The following is a 19,204-nucleotide window of genomic DNA, read 5'->3' on the forward strand; positions in this document are numbered from 1 at the left end:
ACAGCGTGGACCTCATGTCGTGTAGTCGGCGTTGATCCGGACGTATTCGGCGGAGAGATCGCAGCCCCAGGCGCGCGCGCTGCCCTCACCGGCGCCGAGCTCGATGTCGATGTCGATGCGGGGTCGCGTGAAGGCGGCGCGAACCGCGTCGAGGTTGACAGGAACCGGCTGGCCGGCGCCGAAGACCTCGATGCCGCCGATGGAGACGTGGCTGCGGTCGAGCGCGAAGCTGGCACCGCTGCGCCCGAGCGCGGCGACGATCCGTCCCCAGTTGGGATCGGCACCGTTCACGGCGCACTTGACGAGCGGGCTGAGCACCACAGTGCGGGCGGCGGCGCGAGCCTGCTCGTCGCTCTCCGCCCCCCGGACCGCGACGCAGATCGCCTTGGTGCCGCCCTCGGCGTCGGCGGCGAGCTGCTCCACCAAGGAGGTGCACACCTCCTCCACCGCCGCGCTGAGCGCAGCGAGCTGAGCCGATCCTGCGGCCAGGGTGGGGCCGCCTGCCTGCCCGTTGGCGAGCAGCAGCAAAGTGTCGTTAGTCGACGTGTCCCCGTCGATGCTGAGGCAGTTGAACGTGCGCGAGCACACGTCGGTGAGAACGCCCTGCAGGGCGTCGCGCTCGACGGCGGCGTCGGTGGTGAGGAAGGCGAGCAGCGTGGCCATGTCCGGGTGGATCATCCCGGCGCCCTTGGCCATGCCGCCGACGGTGCACAGGCGAGCGCCGACCAGCGCGTTGGCGACGGCGGTCTTGGGCACGGTGTCGGTGGTCATGATCGCCTGCGCCGCCCAGTCGCCACCGGTGGTGCTCAGCGCAGCCGCGGCGTCGCGCACGCCGGCGGCGACGCGGTCGGTGGGCAGGGGCCGGCCGATCACCCCGGTGCTGCAGACCAGCACCTCCGAAGGGTCGGCGTTGCAGCTGTCGGCCGCCGCGGTGGCCATGCGCAGCGCGTCGCGAAATCCCCGCGGGCCGGTGCACGCGTTGGCGTTGCCGCTGTTGACGACGATGGCGCGGATCGGGCCGTTGCGGCGCAAGGTGAGCTGGCTGATCACCACCGGCGCGGCCTTGACCAGGTTGCGGGTGAAGACGCCGGCGGCGGTGCAGGGACCGTCGCTGACGATGAGCGCCACGTCGAGGCGCTCGCGGTCACCGGTGCCCCGGATGTCGGCGGCGGCCGCGGACGCGCGGAACCCGAGCGGCGCGCACACGCCGGACCGCTGCGCGGGCAGCGGGCTGCTCACGGCCATGGCGAAGCCGTGGCGAGGCCGCTGGTCTCGGGCAGATCGAATCGCACGTTCATCGCCTGCACTCCCTGGCCGGCGGCGCCCTTGACGAGGTTGTCGATGGCCACTGTGACCACCATCGTGTCGCCCTGCGGGGTGCAGTTGACGGCGGCGACGTTGCTGCCGAGCACGCTCTTGGTCGGCGGCGGCCTCTCGTCGTAGCGCAGACATGGTTGCGCGTCGCAGAACTCGCGATACACGCCGCTGATGGCGTCGTGGCCAACCCCGAACCGGGGCTGCAGGTACACCGTGGCGAGGATGCCGCGGGTCATCGGCACCAGGTGGGGGACGAAGGTGAGCGACACCTCTGCGTCGGCCTCCAACCGCAGGCGGCCGAGGATCTCGCCACCGTGGCGGTGGCCGTCGACGCCGTAGGCGCGGACCGACTCGTTGACCTCCGCGAAGTGCACCCCCAGCGACGGCGATCGGCCCGCGCCGCTGACGCCACTCTTGGCGTCGACGATGACACGCGGCTCGACGAGCCCGGCGCGCAGCGCCGGCACGGTGGCGAGCAGAGCGGCCGTCGGATAGCACCCGGGCGCGGCGATCAGGTCGGCGGTGCGGAGACGTTCGCGAGCCAGCTCCACCAGGCCGTACACCGCACGCTCGCTGAGCTGCGGTGCGGGGTGCGCGGTGCCATACCAGCGCTGGTACTCGCCGGCGTCGGCGAGGCGGAAGTCCGCGCTCATGTCCACCACCACCACGCCGCCGTCGATCCATTGCTGGGCATGGGCGGCGGCCACCGTGTGCGGAAGCGCCGCGAAGACCACATCGACGGCGCCGGGATCCAGCCCGTCGCTCACCAGCAGGTCGACCCTGCTGCCCGGGACGGCGTCGGAGAATCGCCGGCCGGCCCAGCTGCGGCCGAGGAGCCGGACCACCTCGACGCCCGGGTGGGCAGCGAGCAGCGCGACGCACTGCATGCCGATGTACCCGGTGCAGCCGGCCACGGCGGCGCGAAGACGCTGGGAGGAGGCCACGGAGACGAGTGTAGACCCGCGATGTATATTTATGCAGGCCGGGATCGGGGCCAAGGCGCGACCGGGCGCCGGCCCGAGCGCGACCTGCGCGGCGGCGCCGCTGCTCCCCCCGTTCGCGCCCCGCGCAGGCCACGGACTCCAAGGGTCCGGTGGCGGGCGCGCTCGATGTTGACAGCGGCACCGATCAGGGCCATGTGGGTGAACGCCTGCGGGAAGTTGCCGAGGAACTCGCCGGTTCGGTTGTCGGCCTCCTCCGCGTAGAGCCCCAGCGGCGACGCCAGCGCGAGCAGCTTCTCGAGCCAGCGCTGCGCGTCCTCGAGACGACCGACGTGGGCGAGCGCGTCGGCGAGCCAGAACGAGCAGAGCAGGAAGCCGCCCTCGCCGCCCTCCAGGCCGTCCTCGGTGTTGGCCAGGTCGTAGCGGTGCACCAGGACACCGTCGCCGAGGTGGTCGCTGATCGCCTCGATGGTGCTGAGCAGCCGCGGGTCGGAGTCGCGCAGAAACCGCACCTGGGTCATGCGGAGGAGGGAGGCGTCGAGGTTCTCACTGTCCAGGACCTGGGTGAAGCTGCGGAGCCCGGTCGAGTAGCCGCGCTGAGTCACCGCGCGATGGATGTCACGGCGTGCCTTGCGCCAGCGCGCGGCGTCGTGGGCAAGGCCGAAGCGTCGGGCGATGCGCAGCCCGCGATCGACGGCGACCCAGCACATCATCTTGCTGTACGTGTAGTGAGAGTCGTGCCCGCGCACCTCCCATATCGAGGCGTCGGGCAGCTCCCAGCGATCGATGGCGAGGTCGACGACGGCGCGCAGCTCGTCCCAGAGGCTGCGGCTGATGCCGCCGCCGAAGCGTGCGAAGAGGTATGCGCTGTCGAGCAGCTCACCGTAGATGTCGAGCTGCAGCTGGTTGATGGCACCGTTGCCGATGCGCACCGGTGCCGAGTCACGATAGCCGCTCAACTGCTCGAGCTCCAGCTCGTCTGCATGGGGCACGCCGTCCAGCGTGTAGAGGTTGGCCACGTCAGTACCCCGGCGACCGAGACCGATGCGCATCAACCACGAGAAGAAGGCGTTGGCCTCCTCGACCATGCCCACCTGGAAGAACGCGTACAGCGTGAACGAGGCGTCGCGCAGCCACGTGAACCGGTAGTCCCAGTTCCTCTCGCCGCCGAGCTCCTCCGGCAGGCTGGTGGTGGGCGCAGCCACCATGGCGCCGGTCGGTGCGTAGGTCATCAGCTTCAGCGCCAGCGCTGAGCGCACCACCGGTCTCTGGTACGGGCCCTGGTAGTTGCAGCGATCGATCCACCGCCACCAGAACTCCTGTGTGATGCGGGTAAGGTCGCGGGCGTGCTCGACACTCCATTCGCGGTGCGCGTTGACGCAGGTGCCTCTGCGGTCGCTGCGCAGCGCCACCGCGATCTCGTCGCCTGCCCGCATCCGCCACCGCTCCGTCGCCCTGGTGAGGGGCACGGACGATTGCAGGCAGACGTGGAGGTCGGCGGTGTTGGCATGGAGGCGGAAGCCGCTGGCGTGGAAGCGTGTCCGCACGCTCGCGTACTCGGGAGCCGGCTTGAACTGGTGACGCATCGTCACCGTGCCGAAGAGGCATTCGGCAATGCGCACAACGCGCGGCTCGCGATGAGGACGGGCGTGGAGCTCGATGGTTTCGTCGTCCACCGGCATGAAGTCGGTCAGCACCACGGTGCCGCTGGCGGTCGAGAAGATCGTCTCCAGGATGTTGTTGCGGTCGCGATAGCGCTGCTCCACCCGGTACTCGTCGACCGGGCAGATCTGCCAGAAGCCGCCGCGCCGAGCATCGAGGATGCGGCCGAAGAGCGAGGGGTCGTCGAAGCGCGGTAGGCACAGCCAGTCGATGCTGCCGTCGGCGCCGACCAGGGCAGCGCTGCGGCAGTCGCCGATGAGTCCGTATGCGGCAATCGGCAGGTAGCCGCCGGTCCGTTCGAAGCCCGTGCTCACCGGGTGCGCCGCCAGCGCTGCCACCAGGGCAGAGGCGCCAGTCCGAGCAGCCCGGCGACCCGATCGAAGTCCGCTCGCGCGCCCCTGTGGTCACCGACTGCCCAGGCGGTCAGGCCCCGGTTGTACACGGCGATCGGATCGTCGGGAGCGAGCTCGACGGCACGGGCGGCGTGCCGTTGCGCCGCGCCGGGATCGCCGCCGGCGAGCAGGGTGGCCAGCGTCGTGTGGGCGCGCGCCGAGCCGTCATCGGCGTCGACCGCCGCCTGTGCCGCCGCCACGGCACCGCGGTCATCGCCGCGACTGGAGCGGACGGCCGCCGCCAGCAGCAGGCGGTCGGGATCGGCCGGCGCCTGGGCGAGCAGCGCCTCGGCCCGCTCGGACGCATCGGCGGCGTTGAGGTCGAACCCCCAGCGCTCCGCAAGCCGCGACTGGCTGCGGTCGTGGAGCGGCAGACGCAGTCGCTCTGCAGTCGTGGGGATCCTCGCCCGGGCGCCCCCGGTGGCGGGCGCGGCGCTCCCAGTGGACGGCATTGCGCCGCAGTGTAGCCGCGGCCGCGCGCCGCACCGGACAGCCACCAGGGCGGCCAGATGAGGTCGACGACGATGCAAGGACGCCTCCATGCCCGCCTAGAAGGCTAGTACTGGTCCTCCGGACGACCCTCCTCGTCGTCCGTGTCACCGTCGTCATCGGCCGCCGCCACCGTCGCAGGCTCGAACTCCGCGTCCAGCTCCTGCATCCCGACCAGCTCCTCGGACTCAGGGGTGGCTCCCGCAGGCGGCGCTCCATCGTCGTCGCCGTCTCCGAAGACCTCCTCGTCGACACCACGCTCCGACAGCAGTGAGTCCTTGGCGTAGGGCCGGAAGTCGTCACGGCGCGCGTTCCGCGAGACCGGGAACGACGACTTCCTGGAGTTCTCGGGGGCTTGGAAGATCTCCCGAACGATCAGCTCGATGCGCTCCTCCTCGACACGCGCGACGGCGGCTGAGTAGCGGTTGCCGGTCTCCATGAGCGGCCGGAGCCGATGGCTCAACTTCGATTCCACTGCGCCGAGAGCCACTCCCCGAGACGTCGCGGCGAGCAGCTGGGTGCCCGAGGGGATCAGCTCGACGGTGTCGCCCGGGGCCACCGCAACCCCCACCGCGTTGCCGCCCCGCGGGGGCGTCAGGGTGGTGCGCGCGCTCTTGCCCGGTTCCTCGCTGAAGAGGTCCACGTCAATGGCTCCTGACGCCGCGGCCGGGCGGGCACGCGCCTCGAGGAGCGCGCCGATGCGGCGGACCTGCTTCTGAGCGATCGGGTTGAGAGGGTTCAGCTCCAGGGACGACTGGTACGACTGCAGCGCCTCGCTGAGGTCGCCCAGCTCGCTCTTCGCCTTGCCGAGCCGGTTGTGTGTTTCCTCGTCGGCGCCATGGCGTTCGATGAGAGCCTCGTTGACTGCAACCGCGTCGGCCCAACGACTTTCAAGCGCCGCGGCGATCGCCTCTTCGACGTACAAGCCGCGAGGCTTGACGTGCTCTGCATCAGCCAATCACCAACTCCCCAAAACTCCCCAGACCGGTTCGCTATGATACCGGCTCAGTGCGGCGCTCCCGTTCGGTCCAATCCACATGACGCGGATCATCTCGATCGCGAACCAGAAGGGCGGCGTCGGCAAGACGACGACCGCGGTGAACCTGGCAGCTGCGCTCGCCGAGAAGGGTCCGCGCATCCTTGCCGTGGACCTCGACCCGCAAGGACACCTCACCATCAACATGGGTTGTAGGCGCCCCGACGATCTCGAGCTGTCGGTGTACAACGTGCTCACCGATCACCGTGTCGACGTCGCGGACGTGCGCTTGCGGTCCGACGCCATGAAGCTGGATTTCCTTCCCGCCAACATCGAGTTGAGCGGCGCCGAGCTGCAGCTGGTCACCGAGTTCGGCCGTGAGTCGGTGTTGAAGGACAAGCTGGAGCCGATCTTCGGCGAGTACGACTACATCGTCATCGACTGTCCACCGTCACTCGGATTGCTGTGCGTCAACGCGCTGGTCGCCTCCACCGACGTGATCATCCCCCTGCAGTGCGAGTACTTCGGCATGAAGGGCATGCAGCAGCTGCAGCGCACCATCGACCGCGTGCGCGCGAAGTTGAATCCGGAGCTGCGCATCGCCGGAATTCTGCCCACCATCTACAAGTCGCGCACGCTGCACAGCCAGGAGGTCCTCGAGTTGGTCCGTGAGCGGTACGGCGACGAGGTGTTCGACATCACCGTGGACTCGTCGATCCGTTTTGCGGAGACGCCGCTGGCCGCGCAGTCGATCCTCCAGTACGCGAGCGCCTCGCCCGGCGCGCGCGCCTACCGCGCCCTGGCCACCGCGGTGATGGCCCAGGACGAGCACGCCGCGAGTGGTGGGACCGCCAACGTCCGTGGCACCCCGGTACGGGCGCGGGCGAGCCGGGTGTGATGAAGGGATTCCGCCGCGCTCAGCTGCGCGGGTCCGAAGAGCTCTTCCGCACCACCGACGACCCGGCGCCGCAGCAGGAGGTGATGGCCGTCGAGGTCACCGCGGAGGTACGCCCCGTGCCCGCGTCGCCGGACCACAACCAGCGCTCGGTGCGGCTGAGCGACGACGAGATCGAGCTTCTCGCCGATGCGGTGCAGCACCTCAAGTTCCCCCATCAGCAGGGCGGCCGCCCGTCCATGGAGCGCTTCGAGCAGCTCGAGGCACTGCGCCACAAGCTGCTCTCCAACCTCTGACCGCGGGCGGGTCATGGAGGTGGGCGAGACGCTCCGCGTCGAGTCGATCGCAGACTGGCGCAGCTGGCTGGCCGAGAACTGTGCCGATCGACGCGAGATCTGGTTGATCAACGATCGCAAGGGACCGGAGCGGCGCACTCCCGACTACGAGGAGCTGCTCGACGAGGCGGTGTGCCATGGCTGGGTCGACGTGCTGGTGCGCGGGCTCGACGAGCGCCGCTACCTGACGCGATGGATGCCGCGACGGCCCGGGGGCAACTGGACTCCGACCAACCGTGAGCGCGCGCGCCGCCTCGTCGCCGCCGGCCGGATGAGCGACGCGGGTCTCGCCTCTCTCCCCGACGATCTCCGCGCAGAGCTCAACCAGTAGCTCGGGACACAAAGAAGAGGCGGCGACAGCGCTCTGCGACCGCCTCTCCCTGAAAGTCCCGCTCGGTCAGCTCCAACTGGCGTCGGCCCGTCGAATCCCGCGAGCCACGCCGGCCAGGCCTCGGGGGCCACCAACGCCATCCGTGAGCTGGCGGTGTGCTGGGCATCGCGGTGCTCGCCTCGGTGTTCACCGCCGCCGGCGGCTACGGCACTCCGGCTCTGTTCGTCGCCGGGCTGCGCCCCGCCGTGGTGGTCGGGGCCGTGGTGCTGGCCGGCGGCGCGCTAGCGGCGCTGCTGGTCCCGGGGCTGCGCGGCGGCCGCGAGACCACAGCTGCGCTCGCAGCACCTCCGCCGCGGGGGAGGCGACCGTCGCTGCCTGAGGACGAGGACGCCGATCAGTCCTGAGGTTTGCTGTAGAGCTCCTGGATCTGGTCGGCGTACTTCTCGGCGACGACCTTGCGCTTCACCTTGAGAGTGGGCGTCAGCTCCTCGTCGGGGCTGAAGTCCTTGGGCAGGACGGTGAATCGCTTCACCTGCTCGACGTGGCTGAGCTTGGCGTTGACGGCGTCGATGTGCCGCTGCAGCTCCTCGTGCAGCGCCGGGTGCTTGGCCAGCTTCTCGAGCTCGGTCGGCCAGCCCCGCTGCGAGGCGACCGCGGGAGCCTCGTCGGGATCGAGCGTCAGCAGCGCGGTCATGTACGGGCGCTTGTCGCCGATGGCGACGGCGTGTCCCACCAGCTGATGGGTACTGAGTCCGCCCTCGATGTTCCCCGGCGAGATGTTCTTGCCGCCAGCGGTGATGATGAGGTCCTTCTTGCGGTCGGTGATCCGCAGGTAGCCGTCGTTGTCGAACTCACCGACGTCGCCGGTCATCAGCCAGCCGTCGACCAGCGTGGCCTCCGTGGCCTCGCGGTTGTGCAGGTAGCCGGGGAAGACGACACCGCCGCGGACCAGGATCTCGCCGTCCTCGGCGATGCGCACCTCGTTGCCGGGGAACACCTCACCGACGGTGCCGATGCGCGATCGCCCGGGCCGGTTCAGGGTGGTCACCCCGGTGTTCTCGCTCTGGCCGTACACCTCGCAGATCTCCAGCCCGATGGAACGGAAGAAGCGCAGCACCTCGGGATCGATGGGGGCGGCGCCGCTGGCCAGGATGCGGACGTCGTCGAACCCGAGCAGGGCCCGCAGCTTGCTGAGCACGAGCCGGTCGGCGAGGCGATGGCGCCGCTCGAGGCCGGCCGGGATGGTCTCGCCACTCTCGCGACGATCCGACACCTTCCGGCCCGTCCGGATCGCCCAGCGCGCCAGGCTGCGCTGTGGCGCCGGGCTGGCGTCGATCTGTTTGTTGACCTGCGCGGCCATCTTCTCCCAGACACGCGGAACCCCGAAGAAGTGGGTCGGGCGCACCTCACGAAGCCGCGCCCCCAGGTTGGGGAGCCCATCGAGGAACCAGGTGGGGTTGCCGTAGCGGTAGGAGCGGAACTCGCTGACCATGCGCTCGGCGATGTGGGCCAGCGGGAGATAGCTGATCACACGGTCGTTCGGGCCCACCTCGACGAGGTCGGCGAGGCCGTCGGCCGAGGCCGCGATGTTGCGGTGGGTGAGCATCACCGCCTTGGGGGGCCCGGTGGTGCCGCTGGTGTAGATGAGCGTGACCACGTCATCCATCTCGGTCTGTGCGATGCGCTCGTCGATCTCGGGGGAGTGGCGCTCGAGGTGCTCATCACCGGCGCTGAGCGCCTGCTGCCAGGGGACCACGAAGCCGTCCGGCGACGGGTTCTCGACGCCCTCCATCACCACCACCCGGCGCAGATGGCGGAGCTGGTCGCGCTGCTCGAGCACGCGGGCGAGCAGGGCTTCGTTCTCGACGAAGACGACGCGGCTCTCGGAGTGGTTGAGGACGTACTGCGCCTGGTCGGCGCTCAGCGTCTGGTACACGGGTACCGGACAACCGCGGACCATGAGGATGGCCGCGTCGGCGGTGTGCCACTCGGCCCGGTTGTTGGCCCAGATGGCGACGTGGTCGCCGGCCTTGATCCCCTCGCCGATGAGGAAGGCGGCGAGGCGCCGCGCCCCCGCCCCGAACTGCCCCCAGGTGATCGCCACCCAACGGTCGCCGGCGCGCGTGTACATGGAGGGCATGTCGGCGCGCCCGCGCACCTGCGCGAGCAGGGCTTCGACGAGCGTCAGCTCCTCCGGGTTCGGCGCGGCAGCCTCGGACGCGACGGCGGCTTCGCTCGTCATCGACGCGCAGAATGACACAACGTACCGCAGGCGGTCCCGGCCCGGCCGGCGGCCGCCCCGCCGCCGTCCATCCCCCGCAGGAGCCCCGTTGTGGTCATCGGAACGTTGCAGATCACCATCCAGGTCCCGGAGAGCCAGTCGCTGAAGGACAAGCGAATGGTGGTGCGGTCGATCACCAGCCGGGTGCGGCAGACCTTCGCCGTCGCCGTCGCCGAGGTGGGCGACCAGGACACCTGGCAGACCGCCGTCGTCGGGGTGGCCTGCATCAGCAACAACGCCCGCCACGCCGACGAGATCTGCCAGAAGGTACTCGCCTACATCGAGAACGACGCCGACGGCGTGGTCAGCGGGTCGCGTTTCGAGCTCATCCACCTCTGACGAGTGGCTGTTGACGGACCGGAGCGGAGGCGCGCCACATTGGCGCACCCCCGCCGAGTTCCTCAGCTCAGCAGCAGAACCCTATGTCGGACAGGAAGTTGAGCCCGTACGGGGTCCCGATCCCGGTAACGTCGTCGTAGCCCGGGGTGGTCTGCAGGGTGCCGGTCTGGTCTGTGTAGCGCAGGTAGCGCGACGTTCCCGCGGTGGCGTCGATGCTGTTGTTGTAATTGACACGAACCACTGAGAAGACGTGCCTGGTCACGTCGTGGAACGCCCCGCCGCTGTGGGACGACGTCAGGTAGCCATTGGACTTGAGAGTCCCGTACAGCGCCGGGTTCGCAAACCCGATGGTCCGTCCGGATGCCTGGTCCGCCAGCGCCATCATCCCGGCGAAGAGCGGCGACGCCAGGCTCGTCCCACCGATGCGGAATTCACTGTAGTAGTTGCCGGCCGGGCGGCCCCCGGTGGCGGGAAACGCCTGCGTCTCCCCGATCAGCATCCCCGTCTGCGGGTCGGCATCCATGGCGACGTCCGGGACGACACGGTTGTTGCCGCCCCAGTACCCGGCGAGCGATGCCGGCACCACCCCCTGCTGGTACGAGGGCTCGTTGAAGACTGTGCTGGTGCCTCCACCCGCCCCGTACAAGTAGGCGGGCGCGGTCCAGGATCCGTTCACCAGCTTGCTCGAGGTGGTTCCCCACCCAGCTTCGAGGATGTAGTTGTTGGTGCTCCCGACCTGGAGACTTGTGCCGCCGACTGCCGTGACCCACGGGTCGCTGGCCGGGAAGTCGACAGTGCGAACCCCCGCATTAAGCAGCTCATCGCCGTTGTCGCCGGAGCTGAACTGGATCCCAATCCCCTGCGTGACCGCCTGCAGGAACGTATGGGTGTACGCCTTCTGGAGGTTGGGGGCGAGCTGGTCGATGTCGCCCAGGCCACCCCACGAGTTGCTGATGATCTGCACCAGTTGATGGTCGATCAGGTAATTCTCACGGTCGAGCAGCGCGGAGTCGTTGCAATCCATCCCGCCTGCATAGATGATCTTCGCGCGCGGCGCCATGCCGTGCACCGCCTCAACGTCGAGGGTCTCCTCGCCGTACCAGCCCTGAGCGCCGCACCCAGTGGGGTTCGAGGCTGATGGCGGAGCGGTCAGGTCGTAACGTCCGGCATTCACCTGCCTGAACTGTCCCGGTGCAAACGGCTGGTCGCCGTGCAGCTGAGCGTACGTGTTGGCATCGCTGAGTATCGTCGGAGCCGCGTACGCATCCACGATACCCACGGTGATCCCGGATCCGTCGATGCCGCTGCTGGTCGCGCCCGAGACACCATATGCGCCACGGAATTGCGATGGCACGTAGCCGCAGGGGACGTACGGCTTGCCGGTAGCCGGCGCGGGATCAGTGGTATCGATCTTCTGGGCCCAGTACACCGAGCAGGGTGGAGCGTTGACGAACGCCGGCGGCGGGCCGGGAAGGGTGTCGGCTGGTCTCACACCGGCTGAGCCCGCCCTGCTCGCGGATCCCGCCACGGCGGCTTCGTTGGCGTGATGCGGCGACGTCATGCCAACGCCGTCCGACAGCCCATCAACGCCCGCCACCAAGGCGGCGACGGACGCCGGCATCGTCGCCGGCGACGATGGAGCCACGCGGCGTGCGCCCTTGACCGCGAACACGCTGAGCTGGGTGTTGAACGCGTGGCTGATCGCGGCCACGCTGCCGGTGGCGCGGATGTACAGACGGTTGTCTGGTATTGACTGGATGCGAAGACCAGCAGCAGTGAGGTAACTGACAACGGTCTGCGTGGTCGCTTCGGTGGGCGAGAAGTTGGCGTGGAATGTGGAGGCACTGATGTATTGGCGGTACTGACCGCTGCCCGGGGTCGAGACCGCGCTGGCGAGACGTTCGAGCTGCGCTTCGTTGCGGGTGTTGAGCAGGACGGTGATGCTCCGCACCTGGTTGATGGCGGCGCCACCAAGACGGTGCTGCGCGGTCGCCCACGCGGGGGCCGTGGCCACGCTGGTGGGTGCGGCCGCCGATGCGCCCACTTGGCCAGCCCCGAGGCTGACGATCGACAGCGCCGTCGCCACGCACATGCCTGTGCGCGCGGTTCTTCCTATGCCTCGAACCATTCGATATCTCCCAGTGTGGCCAGAGCCACGTGTGACACGAGTGGCGTCATTCTGAAAGCGATGTACGGCCAGTGTCCATCACCTGTGGCTACCAAAATGGCACCGTCAGGCTGTCTGGTCAGCCAGACAGCGGGCCTGATCCAATCCAACCGTTGACCGATGATTGCCCTGTGACCACCGTGCCCCGCTCCACCGGAACCGACGAGATCGCCGACGCCATCGCCGCCTTCGAGGCGTCGCTGCCGTTTGCCCTCGATCCCTTTCAGCGGGAGGCCATCGAGAAGCTGGAGCGCACGCGCGGCGTCCTCGTGGCCGCGCCGACCAGCAGCGGCAAGACGCTCGTGGCCGAGTACCCGATGTGGCGCTCCCTGCTCGCCCCCGAGCACCTGCGCCGCCGCCACGCCCGGGTGATCTACACGTCGCCGCTCAAGGCGCTCTCCAACCAGAAGTACCACGACCTCGCCGAGCGCTACGGCGACGCCAATGTGGGCCTGGTCACCGGCGAGCACACCGTCAACGACGGAGCTCCACTGGTTGTGATGACCACCGAGATCCTCCGCAACGTTCTCTACGACGAGCCCGCGCGGCTGGACGCGGTGAGCGACGTGGTCCTCGACGAGATCCACTACATCGACGACCACCCCCGAGGCACCGTGTGGGAGGAGATCATCATCGAGACGCCCGCGCACGTCCGCCTCATCGGCCTGTCGGCGACCATCAGCAACGTCGACGAGGTGGCGGCGTGGATGCGCGGGCTGCGCGGTGACATCGCCACGGTGGTGCGTACCGAGAGGCCCGTCCCCCTGGAGATGTGGCTCTCGATCAGCAACCACCTCGAGCCGCTCTTCGACGCGGGCGGACGAGTGGCGCGGCGCACCCTCGACATGGCCGCCAACGAGTCGATGCACGAGGCACCCTTCCGCTACATGCGACGTGCTCCGGACAACGACCTCTTCCACGTCATCGACGAGCTGCGCCTGCGCTCGATGTTGCCGGCGATCTACTTCATCTTCTCCCGTCGCGGCTGCGCGGAGGCGTTGAGCCGCTGCGCCGTGCACGGGCTGGACCTCACCGACCGCGCCGAGAAGGAGGCGATCGACGCCCGGTACGGCGAGATCGTCCAGCGCATCGAGGACGCCGACGAGCGGCGCGTCTTCCGCCAGGCCATCGACCCGGTGATGCTCCGCCATGGGGTGGCCATGCACCACGCGGGGATGCTCCCCTCCGCCAAGGAGGCGGTAGAGCGCCTCTTCATCGAGGGGCTCGTCAAGGTGGTGTTCGCCACCGAGACGCTGTCGCTGGGGCTCAACATGCCGGCACGCGCTTGCGTGGTGTCGTCGTTCACCAAGTTCGACGGCACCGGCTTTCACTCGCTGACCGCTGGCGAGCTGACCCAGCTGATGGGACGGGCGGGGCGGCGCGGCATCGACGCCGTCGGACACGGCGTCATCCTCAAGGAGTCCGACGTGGACGTCCGCGACATCTACGAGGCCGCGATCGGTGGCGAGATGAGTGTCGACAGCAAGTTCGCGCCCACGTACACGATGGTGTTGAGCCTGCTGCGCACCCGGTCGGTCGAGCGCGCCGAGGAGCTGCTCGACAAATCATTCGGCCAGTACCAGAACGTGCAGCGTGCCGACCACTGGACCGAGAAGAGGCACAACCTCGAGGAACAGCTGGTCGACCGGCGCGGCCGGGTGTTCCGCCACCCCAGGGTTGCCTGCACGGAGCGCACTCTGGCCACCCATCTGAGCGTCGCCGCGGCGGTCGAGGAGCTGCAGGTCTCGGTGCGCCGTGTCAAGCGCGAGCACTGGCGTGACTCGCGGCGGGGCCGCCATGGTGGCCGCGGAGCGGATCCCGGGCAGCGCTTCGAGGCGATGCGGCGCGAGCTGCGCCAGCAGCAACAGAGGCTGCACAACTCGCCGTGCCGCAGCTGCCCGTACTTTGGCGAGCACCGCGCCCATCGCGCGGAGACCCGCGACATCGAGGAGACGCTGGAGGGGGGTGAGGCCGAGCTTGAGTGGGCTCGGCACCGCTACCGGCGCGAGTTCGGTGCTCTGCGCCGCGTGCTCCACGATGCCGGCTTCTTGGAGAACGACGCCCCCAACGAGCTCGGGCTGCTGGCGGCCTCGCTCTTCGGCGAGAACGCGCTGCTCATCGCCGACGCCATCGTTGCCGGTCACCTCGGCCCGCTCAGCCCACCCGAGCTCGCCGCGGCGCTGGTCACGCTGGTCGCCGAGGATCGTGGCCGCGAGCGCGCCCAACCGTCGCGACGCCATTTCCCGACCCCGCGCGTGGAGCTTGCCTACCGGCGTCTTCGTGGTTCGCTGCAGCGACTGGCTGCGCTCGAGCGCGAGCAGGGCCTGCAGACGTTGCGCCCCCTGTCGCTCGACTACATCAACGCCGCCCACCAGTGGGCATCGGGAGCGCCGCTGGCGGAGATCGAGACGCCCGCGGCCAACGACATCGGCGACGTCGTCAAGGCGATGAAGAACCTGTACTCGATGCTCCGCCAGATGGAGCAGGCACTCCGCGAGCATCCCCTGCATGCACGGGTGCGGCAGGCACGCGAGGCGATGGAGCGCGACCTGATCCGCCGCGTCTAGGCTGCGGGCGGCAAACTGGATGTGCAACGCAGCGTGGGCAGTCTGCTAGCATCGCCCGCATGCAGTCGCCTGCGGTGGTCGATACCGCTTCGATGATGATGATGCGCAGCGGAGGTTTCCGAACGTAGGCACATCGCGCTGCGTGCGGAGACCTCCCGGAAGTTCCCGGGAGGTTTTTTTTATGTCCCCTGTCGATTCGGTCGAGCTCGCGGGAACGACTGCGCCGATGCACGCCACCGCCGCCGTGACCGGGCTGCAGTGCCGCGGCTGTGGCCATGAGCAGCCCGCCACCGCGACCCACCTCTGCGAGCTCTGCTTCGGCCCGCTCGAGGTGACGTACGACTACGACGCCATCGCCGGCCGGGTGTCACGCCGCCGCATCGAGGCGGGGCCGCCGAGCCTGTGGCGTTACGCCGACCTGCTTCCGGTCGACGGTGGCGACGTCGTCACCCTCGGCGAGGGGTTCACCCCGCTGGTGCACGCCCGCACCCTCGGCGCCGAGCTCGGCCTGCGCCATCTCCATCTCAAGAACGACACGCAGAATCCCACCAACTCCTTCAAGGACCGGGTGGTGGCGATGGCCTTGAACTGGGCGCTGCAGAACGGCTTCCGCACCGTGGCCTGCGCGTCGACGGGCAACCTCGCCAACTCGCTGGCCGCGTACGCGGCGCGCGCCGGCCTGCGCGCGGTGATCTTCATCCCCGCCGACCTCGAGGCACCCAAGGTCGCGGCCACTGCTGTCTTCGGCGCCACCATCGTGCCGATCGCGGGCAGCTACGACGACGTCAACCGGCTCTGCGCGGAGCTCGCCGACGACCTCGACTGGGGCTTCTGCAACATCAACCTCCGCCCCTACTACAGCGAGGGCAGCAAGACGCTCACGTTCGAGACCGCCGAGCAACTCGGCTGGCGGCTTCCCGACGAGATCGTGATCCCGGTCGCCTCCGGCTGCCAGTTCGTCAAGCACCGCAAGGCGGCGGCTGAGCTGATCAACCTGGGGCTCGTCGACGCGCGCCAGTTGCCCCGCTTCACCGGTGCCCAGGCGCTCGGCTGCTCCCCGGTGGCGAGTGCCTTCGAGCGCGGCAGCGAGGTGGTGCAACCGGTCCGCCCCGACACGATCGCCCGGTCGATCGCCATCGGCAACCCGTCCGACGGGGCGGACGTGCTCCGCATCGCGTGGCGCACCGGCGGCGTGGTTGCCAGCGTCACCGAGGAGGAGATCGTCGAGGGCATCGAGCTGCTCGCCACCACCGAGGGGATCTTCACCGAGACCGCCGGCGGCGTGACCGTCGCCGTCCTCCGCAAGCTGGCCCGGGCGGGACGGTGGAGTGGCGACGAGACGGTGGCCGCGTACATCACCGGCCACGGACTCAAGACCCTGGACGCCGTCGCAGGCCGGCGAACCCTCGGCGATCCGGTCCAGCCCGCGCGCCGGGATGTCCGTGAGCGCCTGTCCGAGCTCGGACTGACCTAGCCCGCGCTACTCCTCGCGCAACATCGCCTCAGGAACACTGACCACCCTGTACGGCATGTCGGTGATGTCGTAGAAGCGCAGCGGCTTGCGCAGCCGCTTGGCGATGCCGATCTGCACCTTCACCCCCAGCGAGAGATTGCCGAACACCCACATCTGGTCGCAGCGCACGATGAGGTTGTTGAAGGCCTCTCGCACCGTCTCCTTGGGAACCGTGTGCAGGAGGTAGTAGTCGAAAAGCATGAACGGGGAGATTGGCACGCCTCCCTCGTCGAGCACGAACTTGGTGATGTGCTGACGCCAGTAGAAATTCTTGTTGCTGATGGCGCAATAGATCAGCTGCTTCGGCCGCCGCAGCGCGCGCTCGGCCTGTTCTGCAGGGCTGGCCTTGGGGCGCGGCGTGAAGATGCGCTCGAGGATGTCCTCAGCGTCCTTGCGGGCAGGCGCCTGCGCCGCCAGAGGCGCGGCATCGGTCTCGGGCACAGCCTGAATTACCTTTGTGGCAAAGCCGAAAACGGCCCGCGGATCATAGCACCGGTCTGCTGCCGTCGCGCTCAGGCCTCCTCTGCGACCCGACCTATCACGTCGAGGTTGAGGCCGCCCAGCCGGCGAGTTGGCGCAGCCGTCCCAGCGCCGCGTCGAGCAGGCGCATGTGCTGCGGGTCGTTGAGCCAGCGACTCTGACCCGACGGATGAGGCAGCGGAAGCAGGACCGGCGACCGCGCCGGGATGCCCGCGACCACCTCACCCTCCGTTGACCAGGCGCTGCCCACCACGCTGTCGAGGCGGCGACCTGGGAGGAAGCGGCTGTGTGCCAGACCGCCGATGCAGATGATCAGGGCCGGGTGGAGCAGCTCGAGATAGGCGTCGAGCCAGCCCCTGCACAGTGCCACCTCTGTGGCGGTGGGTCGTCGATCGCCGGCGTTGTTGGGCAGGCGACCGGGAAAGCAGGTGGTCATCGATGTCATGAACACGCGCTCGCGTACCTCATGCTCGCCCGCGAACCCGGCCTGCGCGAACCAGCGCATCAGCTGCATCCCGGCGCGCCCGGCAAATGGCCTGGTGACGTCGTCCTCCACCGGCCCGGGGGCCTGGCCCACGAGCATGAGTCGCTGCCCGGGGTGCCCGCTGAACACGGGGTGCGCGCGCGGCAGGTAGCCGGCGCCGACGCACCGGACGCAGGCTCGGTGATCGCGCTGGATCGCATTGATTGCATCGTTCGATGCTTCGCTCACCGGCCGAGTGTAGGAGCGAGGTAGAGGGGGGCCGGCGCTATGATCGTGGGGCCGCCAGCGCCCTGCTTCCGTCCCTCCCGGCGCGCCGCCCCCACCAACACCGCGCAGGACCGCAATGTCTGACGACCCCCCGCGTCCCGCCTCCGAACAGCAGTCGGACCCGCGCCCCGCGGCGGGCGCCCCCGCTTGGTGGGCGGCGCTGGGCCGGCCGGACCTCCCCTTGGACACCGCCGAGCCGGCGCCCCCGCTGCGCATGGCTCCGCCCGCGCACGCTCCCGCCTCGCCTCCCCGTGCCGGGCACATGATCCGCTGGCGCGCGTGGGCGTTCAACCTGGCGGTCCTCGCCGTGGCGGTGCTGATCATCTGCATGGGCATCGGGGTGCTCTCAGTGTCGGCGTTTCTCACCGCCGCGCTGCTGTTCGGCGTCCCGCTCACTGTCGCCGCAATCACCGTCACGGTCGTCGCACGGCGTTCGCGCTGAGCCTGCGCAGGGCACCACCGGGGTGAGCAGGCAACGCCGACCGGCTGGTGAGCGTGGCAGCGGGCGCGATGTCGCAATCACGGCGTACGCCGCCGAGATGCGCGCCGAGGCGGCCGCCGTCCGGCGGGTGTCACGGCGATTCAGCCAAGCGCTCGCCGAGGACGCGGCGACCGCGGGTGCACCCCGCGACGCGGACACCCTGCGCCGCCTGCGCAGCGAGACGGTCACCGGGATCGGTCGTGTCGTGTACTCATCGAACGCGGTCTTCGTCCTCGAGATGGAGGGGCCCGACCCCAACCGCCCAGACGAGCCGCTCCGGTCCATCTACAAGCCGGCGCGCGGCGAGCGACCGCTGTGGGACTTCCCTGCGCAGACGCTGCACATGCGCGAGGCGGCCGCCTACGTGGTCAGCGCGGCCCTTGACGACGGTGTGGTGCCGCCCACCACGCTGCGCGACGGTCCGCACGGGCCGGGATCGGTACAGCTGTTCGTGCACGGCCCCGACGACAGCACGCCGCCGCACGACGTGCTCGAGGAGCAGCTGCGCAGCGTGGCAGCGCTGGACGTCCTCATCAACAACGCCGACCGCAAGCGAGCCCATCTGCTGCTCGGCGACAACGGACACATCCACGGGATCGACAATGCGCTCAGCTTCCTCCCCTACCCCCGCCAGCGCACCGTTCTCATCGAGCTGGGCGGCCAGCCGCTTCCCGAGCCGGTGGCGCGCCGTGTGCACGATCTCGCAGCCGACGAGAGCCGTCGCTCGGCCCTGCGCGGGTCGCTTGGCCGCATCCTCGACCGCGACGAGGTGACCGCGTTCGAGGAACGTCTCGAGATGCTCGCCGCGACCCCGGTGTATCCCAGCCTCGACCCGTGGGATGGCCGTCCGTTCGAATGGTGGTGACTCGCCCTCCGGCCCGCCGCCGTCGTCGCCCTATACTCGTGCCTCGATCCCGCGGGCGCCCGTAGCTCAGTTGGATAGAGCACCGGCCTCCGGAGCCGGGTGCGGGGGTTCAAGTCCCTCCGGGCGTACCACCCTCTGCACCCGCCTGGGGGTTGGAGGCCTCAGCCGGGGTGCTCGAAGTGCCAGCTGGTGCAGCCGCGCTTGGCCCGCTTGCGGCAGGAGCAGGCGGCGCGAGGCCGGTTCCTGCGGCGCACCGCGGTGGGGTCAGCCGTGTACGCGACCAACGCCTCGAAACGCTCGGGACCGATGATCCCCTTGGCGAGGGCCCGGACGGCCCATGCGGGCGGGACCGGTGCCTCCCAGAACCCGCGGCGCGGCGGCTCGCTCATGCAGGGGAACTATAGAACGCCGGACAAAAAGGC

General features: G+C 69.6%; 19 protein-coding genes and 1 tRNA gene. 10 read left to right on the forward strand and 10 right to left on the reverse strand.

Translation table 11 applies throughout. From position 1 onward, the window contains the following. Positions 1 to 12: 12 nt before the first annotated feature. From argJ to JF886_RS09565, 5 genes are all read right to left on the reverse strand, one after another. Positions 13 to 1,245, reverse strand: a complete 1,233-nt coding sequence (gene argJ, locus JF886_RS09545; RefSeq protein WP_337311863.1) for a bifunctional glutamate N-acetyltransferase/amino-acid acetyltransferase ArgJ — start codon at positions 1,243 to 1,245, stop codon at positions 13 to 15. Continuing rightward, the gene (gene argC, locus JF886_RS09550; RefSeq protein ID WP_337311864.1) at positions 1,236 to 2,261 is read right to left on the reverse strand and encodes an N-acetyl-gamma-glutamyl-phosphate reductase; all 1,026 of its coding nucleotides are present in this window, start codon (positions 2,259 to 2,261) and stop codon (positions 1,236 to 1,238) included. Before argC ends, argJ begins: the two co-directional genes overlap by 10 nt. Before the next feature lie 29 nt (positions 2,262 to 2,290). Then, positions 2,291 to 4,258, reverse strand: coding sequence for a glycoside hydrolase family 15 protein (locus tag JF886_RS09555; RefSeq protein WP_337311865.1), 1,968 nt, complete (start codon positions 4,256 to 4,258; stop codon positions 2,291 to 2,293). After that, a complete protein-coding gene (locus tag JF886_RS09560) occupies positions 4,231 to 4,764 on the reverse strand; it encodes a tetratricopeptide repeat protein (RefSeq protein ID WP_337311867.1) in 534 nt (177 codons plus the stop codon). Before JF886_RS09560 ends, JF886_RS09555 begins: the two co-directional genes overlap by 28 nt. Before the next feature lie 104 nt (positions 4,765 to 4,868). Next, positions 4,869 to 5,759, reverse strand: coding sequence for a tetratricopeptide repeat protein (locus JF886_RS09565; RefSeq protein WP_337311869.1), 891 nt, complete (start codon positions 5,757 to 5,759; stop codon positions 4,869 to 4,871). Positions 5,760 to 5,838: 79 nt separating this feature from the next. Here JF886_RS09565 and JF886_RS09570 point away from each other — a divergent pair, with 79 nt between their 5' ends. From JF886_RS09570 to JF886_RS09585, 4 genes are all read left to right on the forward strand, one after another. Next, positions 5,839 to 6,675 (forward strand): ParA family protein, encoded by an 837-nt coding sequence (locus tag JF886_RS09570; RefSeq protein WP_337311871.1) that lies wholly within the window; start codon positions 5,839 to 5,841, stop codon positions 6,673 to 6,675. Next, on the forward strand, positions 6,675 to 6,968 hold the full coding sequence (locus JF886_RS09575; protein ID WP_337311873.1) for a hypothetical protein: 294 nt from the start codon (positions 6,675 to 6,677) through the stop codon (positions 6,966 to 6,968). Before JF886_RS09570 ends, JF886_RS09575 begins: the two co-directional genes overlap by 1 nt. 13 nt (positions 6,969 to 6,981) lie before the next feature. Further along, positions 6,982 to 7,338 carry a YdeI/OmpD-associated family protein gene (locus tag JF886_RS09580; protein ID WP_337311875.1) on the forward strand — a complete coding sequence of 119 codons (357 nt, stop codon included), beginning with the start codon at positions 6,982 to 6,984 and terminating at the stop codon, positions 7,336 to 7,338. Between the two features lie 155 nt (positions 7,339 to 7,493). Further along, positions 7,494 to 7,742 carry a hypothetical protein gene (locus JF886_RS09585; RefSeq protein ID WP_502711423.1) on the forward strand — a complete coding sequence of 83 codons (249 nt, stop codon included), beginning with the start codon at positions 7,494 to 7,496 and terminating at the stop codon, positions 7,740 to 7,742. Here the strand turns inward: JF886_RS09585 and JF886_RS09590 are convergent. Next, entirely contained in the window at positions 7,733 to 9,580 is a 1,848-nt protein-coding gene (locus tag JF886_RS09590; RefSeq protein ID WP_337311877.1) for an AMP-dependent synthetase/ligase, read from the reverse strand. The two genes, JF886_RS09585 and JF886_RS09590, sit on opposite strands and share 10 nt — an antisense overlap. Before the next feature lie 90 nt (positions 9,581 to 9,670). On the opposite strand from JF886_RS09590, the gene JF886_RS09595 reads away from it, so the two are divergent. Continuing rightward, positions 9,671 to 9,958 (forward strand): DUF503 domain-containing protein, encoded by a 288-nt coding sequence (locus tag JF886_RS09595; RefSeq protein ID WP_337311879.1) that lies wholly within the window; start codon positions 9,671 to 9,673, stop codon positions 9,956 to 9,958. A 67-nt stretch (positions 9,959 to 10,025) separates the two neighbouring features. Here JF886_RS09595 and JF886_RS09600 read toward each other — a convergent pair whose 3' ends face one another. After that, positions 10,026 to 12,044, reverse strand: a complete 2,019-nt coding sequence (locus JF886_RS09600; protein WP_337311881.1) for a S53 family peptidase — start codon at positions 12,042 to 12,044, stop codon at positions 10,026 to 10,028. Positions 12,045 to 12,256: 212 nt separating this feature from the next. On the opposite strand from JF886_RS09600, the gene JF886_RS09605 reads away from it, so the two are divergent. Then, complete coding sequence (locus JF886_RS09605) at positions 12,257 to 14,692, forward strand: DEAD/DEAH box helicase (protein WP_337311883.1); 2,436 nt, start codon at positions 12,257 to 12,259, stop codon at positions 14,690 to 14,692. A 181-nt stretch (positions 14,693 to 14,873) separates the two neighbouring features. Continuing rightward, positions 14,874 to 16,166, forward strand: coding sequence for a threonine synthase (gene thrC, locus JF886_RS09610; RefSeq protein WP_337311885.1), 1,293 nt, complete (start codon positions 14,874 to 14,876; stop codon positions 16,164 to 16,166). A gap of 6 nt (positions 16,167 to 16,172) precedes the next feature. Here thrC and JF886_RS09615 read toward each other — a convergent pair whose 3' ends face one another. Together JF886_RS09615 and JF886_RS09620 are read right to left on the reverse strand one after the other, a co-directional pair. Beyond that, on the reverse strand, positions 16,173 to 16,646 hold the full coding sequence (locus JF886_RS09615; protein ID WP_337311887.1) for a DUF7768 domain-containing protein: 474 nt from the start codon (positions 16,644 to 16,646) through the stop codon (positions 16,173 to 16,175). A gap of 97 nt (positions 16,647 to 16,743) precedes the next feature. After that, entirely contained in the window at positions 16,744 to 17,397 is a 654-nt protein-coding gene (locus tag JF886_RS09620; protein ID WP_337311889.1) for a uracil-DNA glycosylase, read from the reverse strand. Between the two features lie 115 nt (positions 17,398 to 17,512). Here JF886_RS09620 and JF886_RS09625 point away from each other — a divergent pair, with 115 nt between their 5' ends. From JF886_RS09625 to JF886_RS09635, 3 genes are all read left to right on the forward strand, one after another. Next, positions 17,513 to 17,878 (forward strand): hypothetical protein, encoded by a 366-nt coding sequence (locus JF886_RS09625; protein WP_337311891.1) that lies wholly within the window; start codon positions 17,513 to 17,515, stop codon positions 17,876 to 17,878. 22 nt (positions 17,879 to 17,900) lie between these two features. Continuing rightward, positions 17,901 to 18,782, forward strand: coding sequence for a protein kinase family protein (locus tag JF886_RS09630; RefSeq protein ID WP_337311893.1), 882 nt, complete (start codon positions 17,901 to 17,903; stop codon positions 18,780 to 18,782). A 55-nt stretch (positions 18,783 to 18,837) separates the two neighbouring features. After that, positions 18,838 to 18,913 (forward strand) — tRNA-Arg (locus tag JF886_RS09635). 30 nt (positions 18,914 to 18,943) lie between these two features. Here the strand turns inward: JF886_RS09635 and JF886_RS09640 are convergent. Next, the gene (locus tag JF886_RS09640; protein WP_337311895.1) at positions 18,944 to 19,171 is read right to left on the reverse strand and encodes a hypothetical protein; all 228 of its coding nucleotides are present in this window, start codon (positions 19,169 to 19,171) and stop codon (positions 18,944 to 18,946) included. Between the last annotated feature and the right edge of the window lie 33 nt (positions 19,172 to 19,204).

It is taken from the genome of Candidatus Aeolococcus gillhamiae (assembly GCF_016464765.1).
Taxonomy (GTDB): Bacteria; Chloroflexota; Dormibacteria; order Aeolococcales; family Aeolococcaceae; genus Aeolococcus; species Aeolococcus gillhamiae.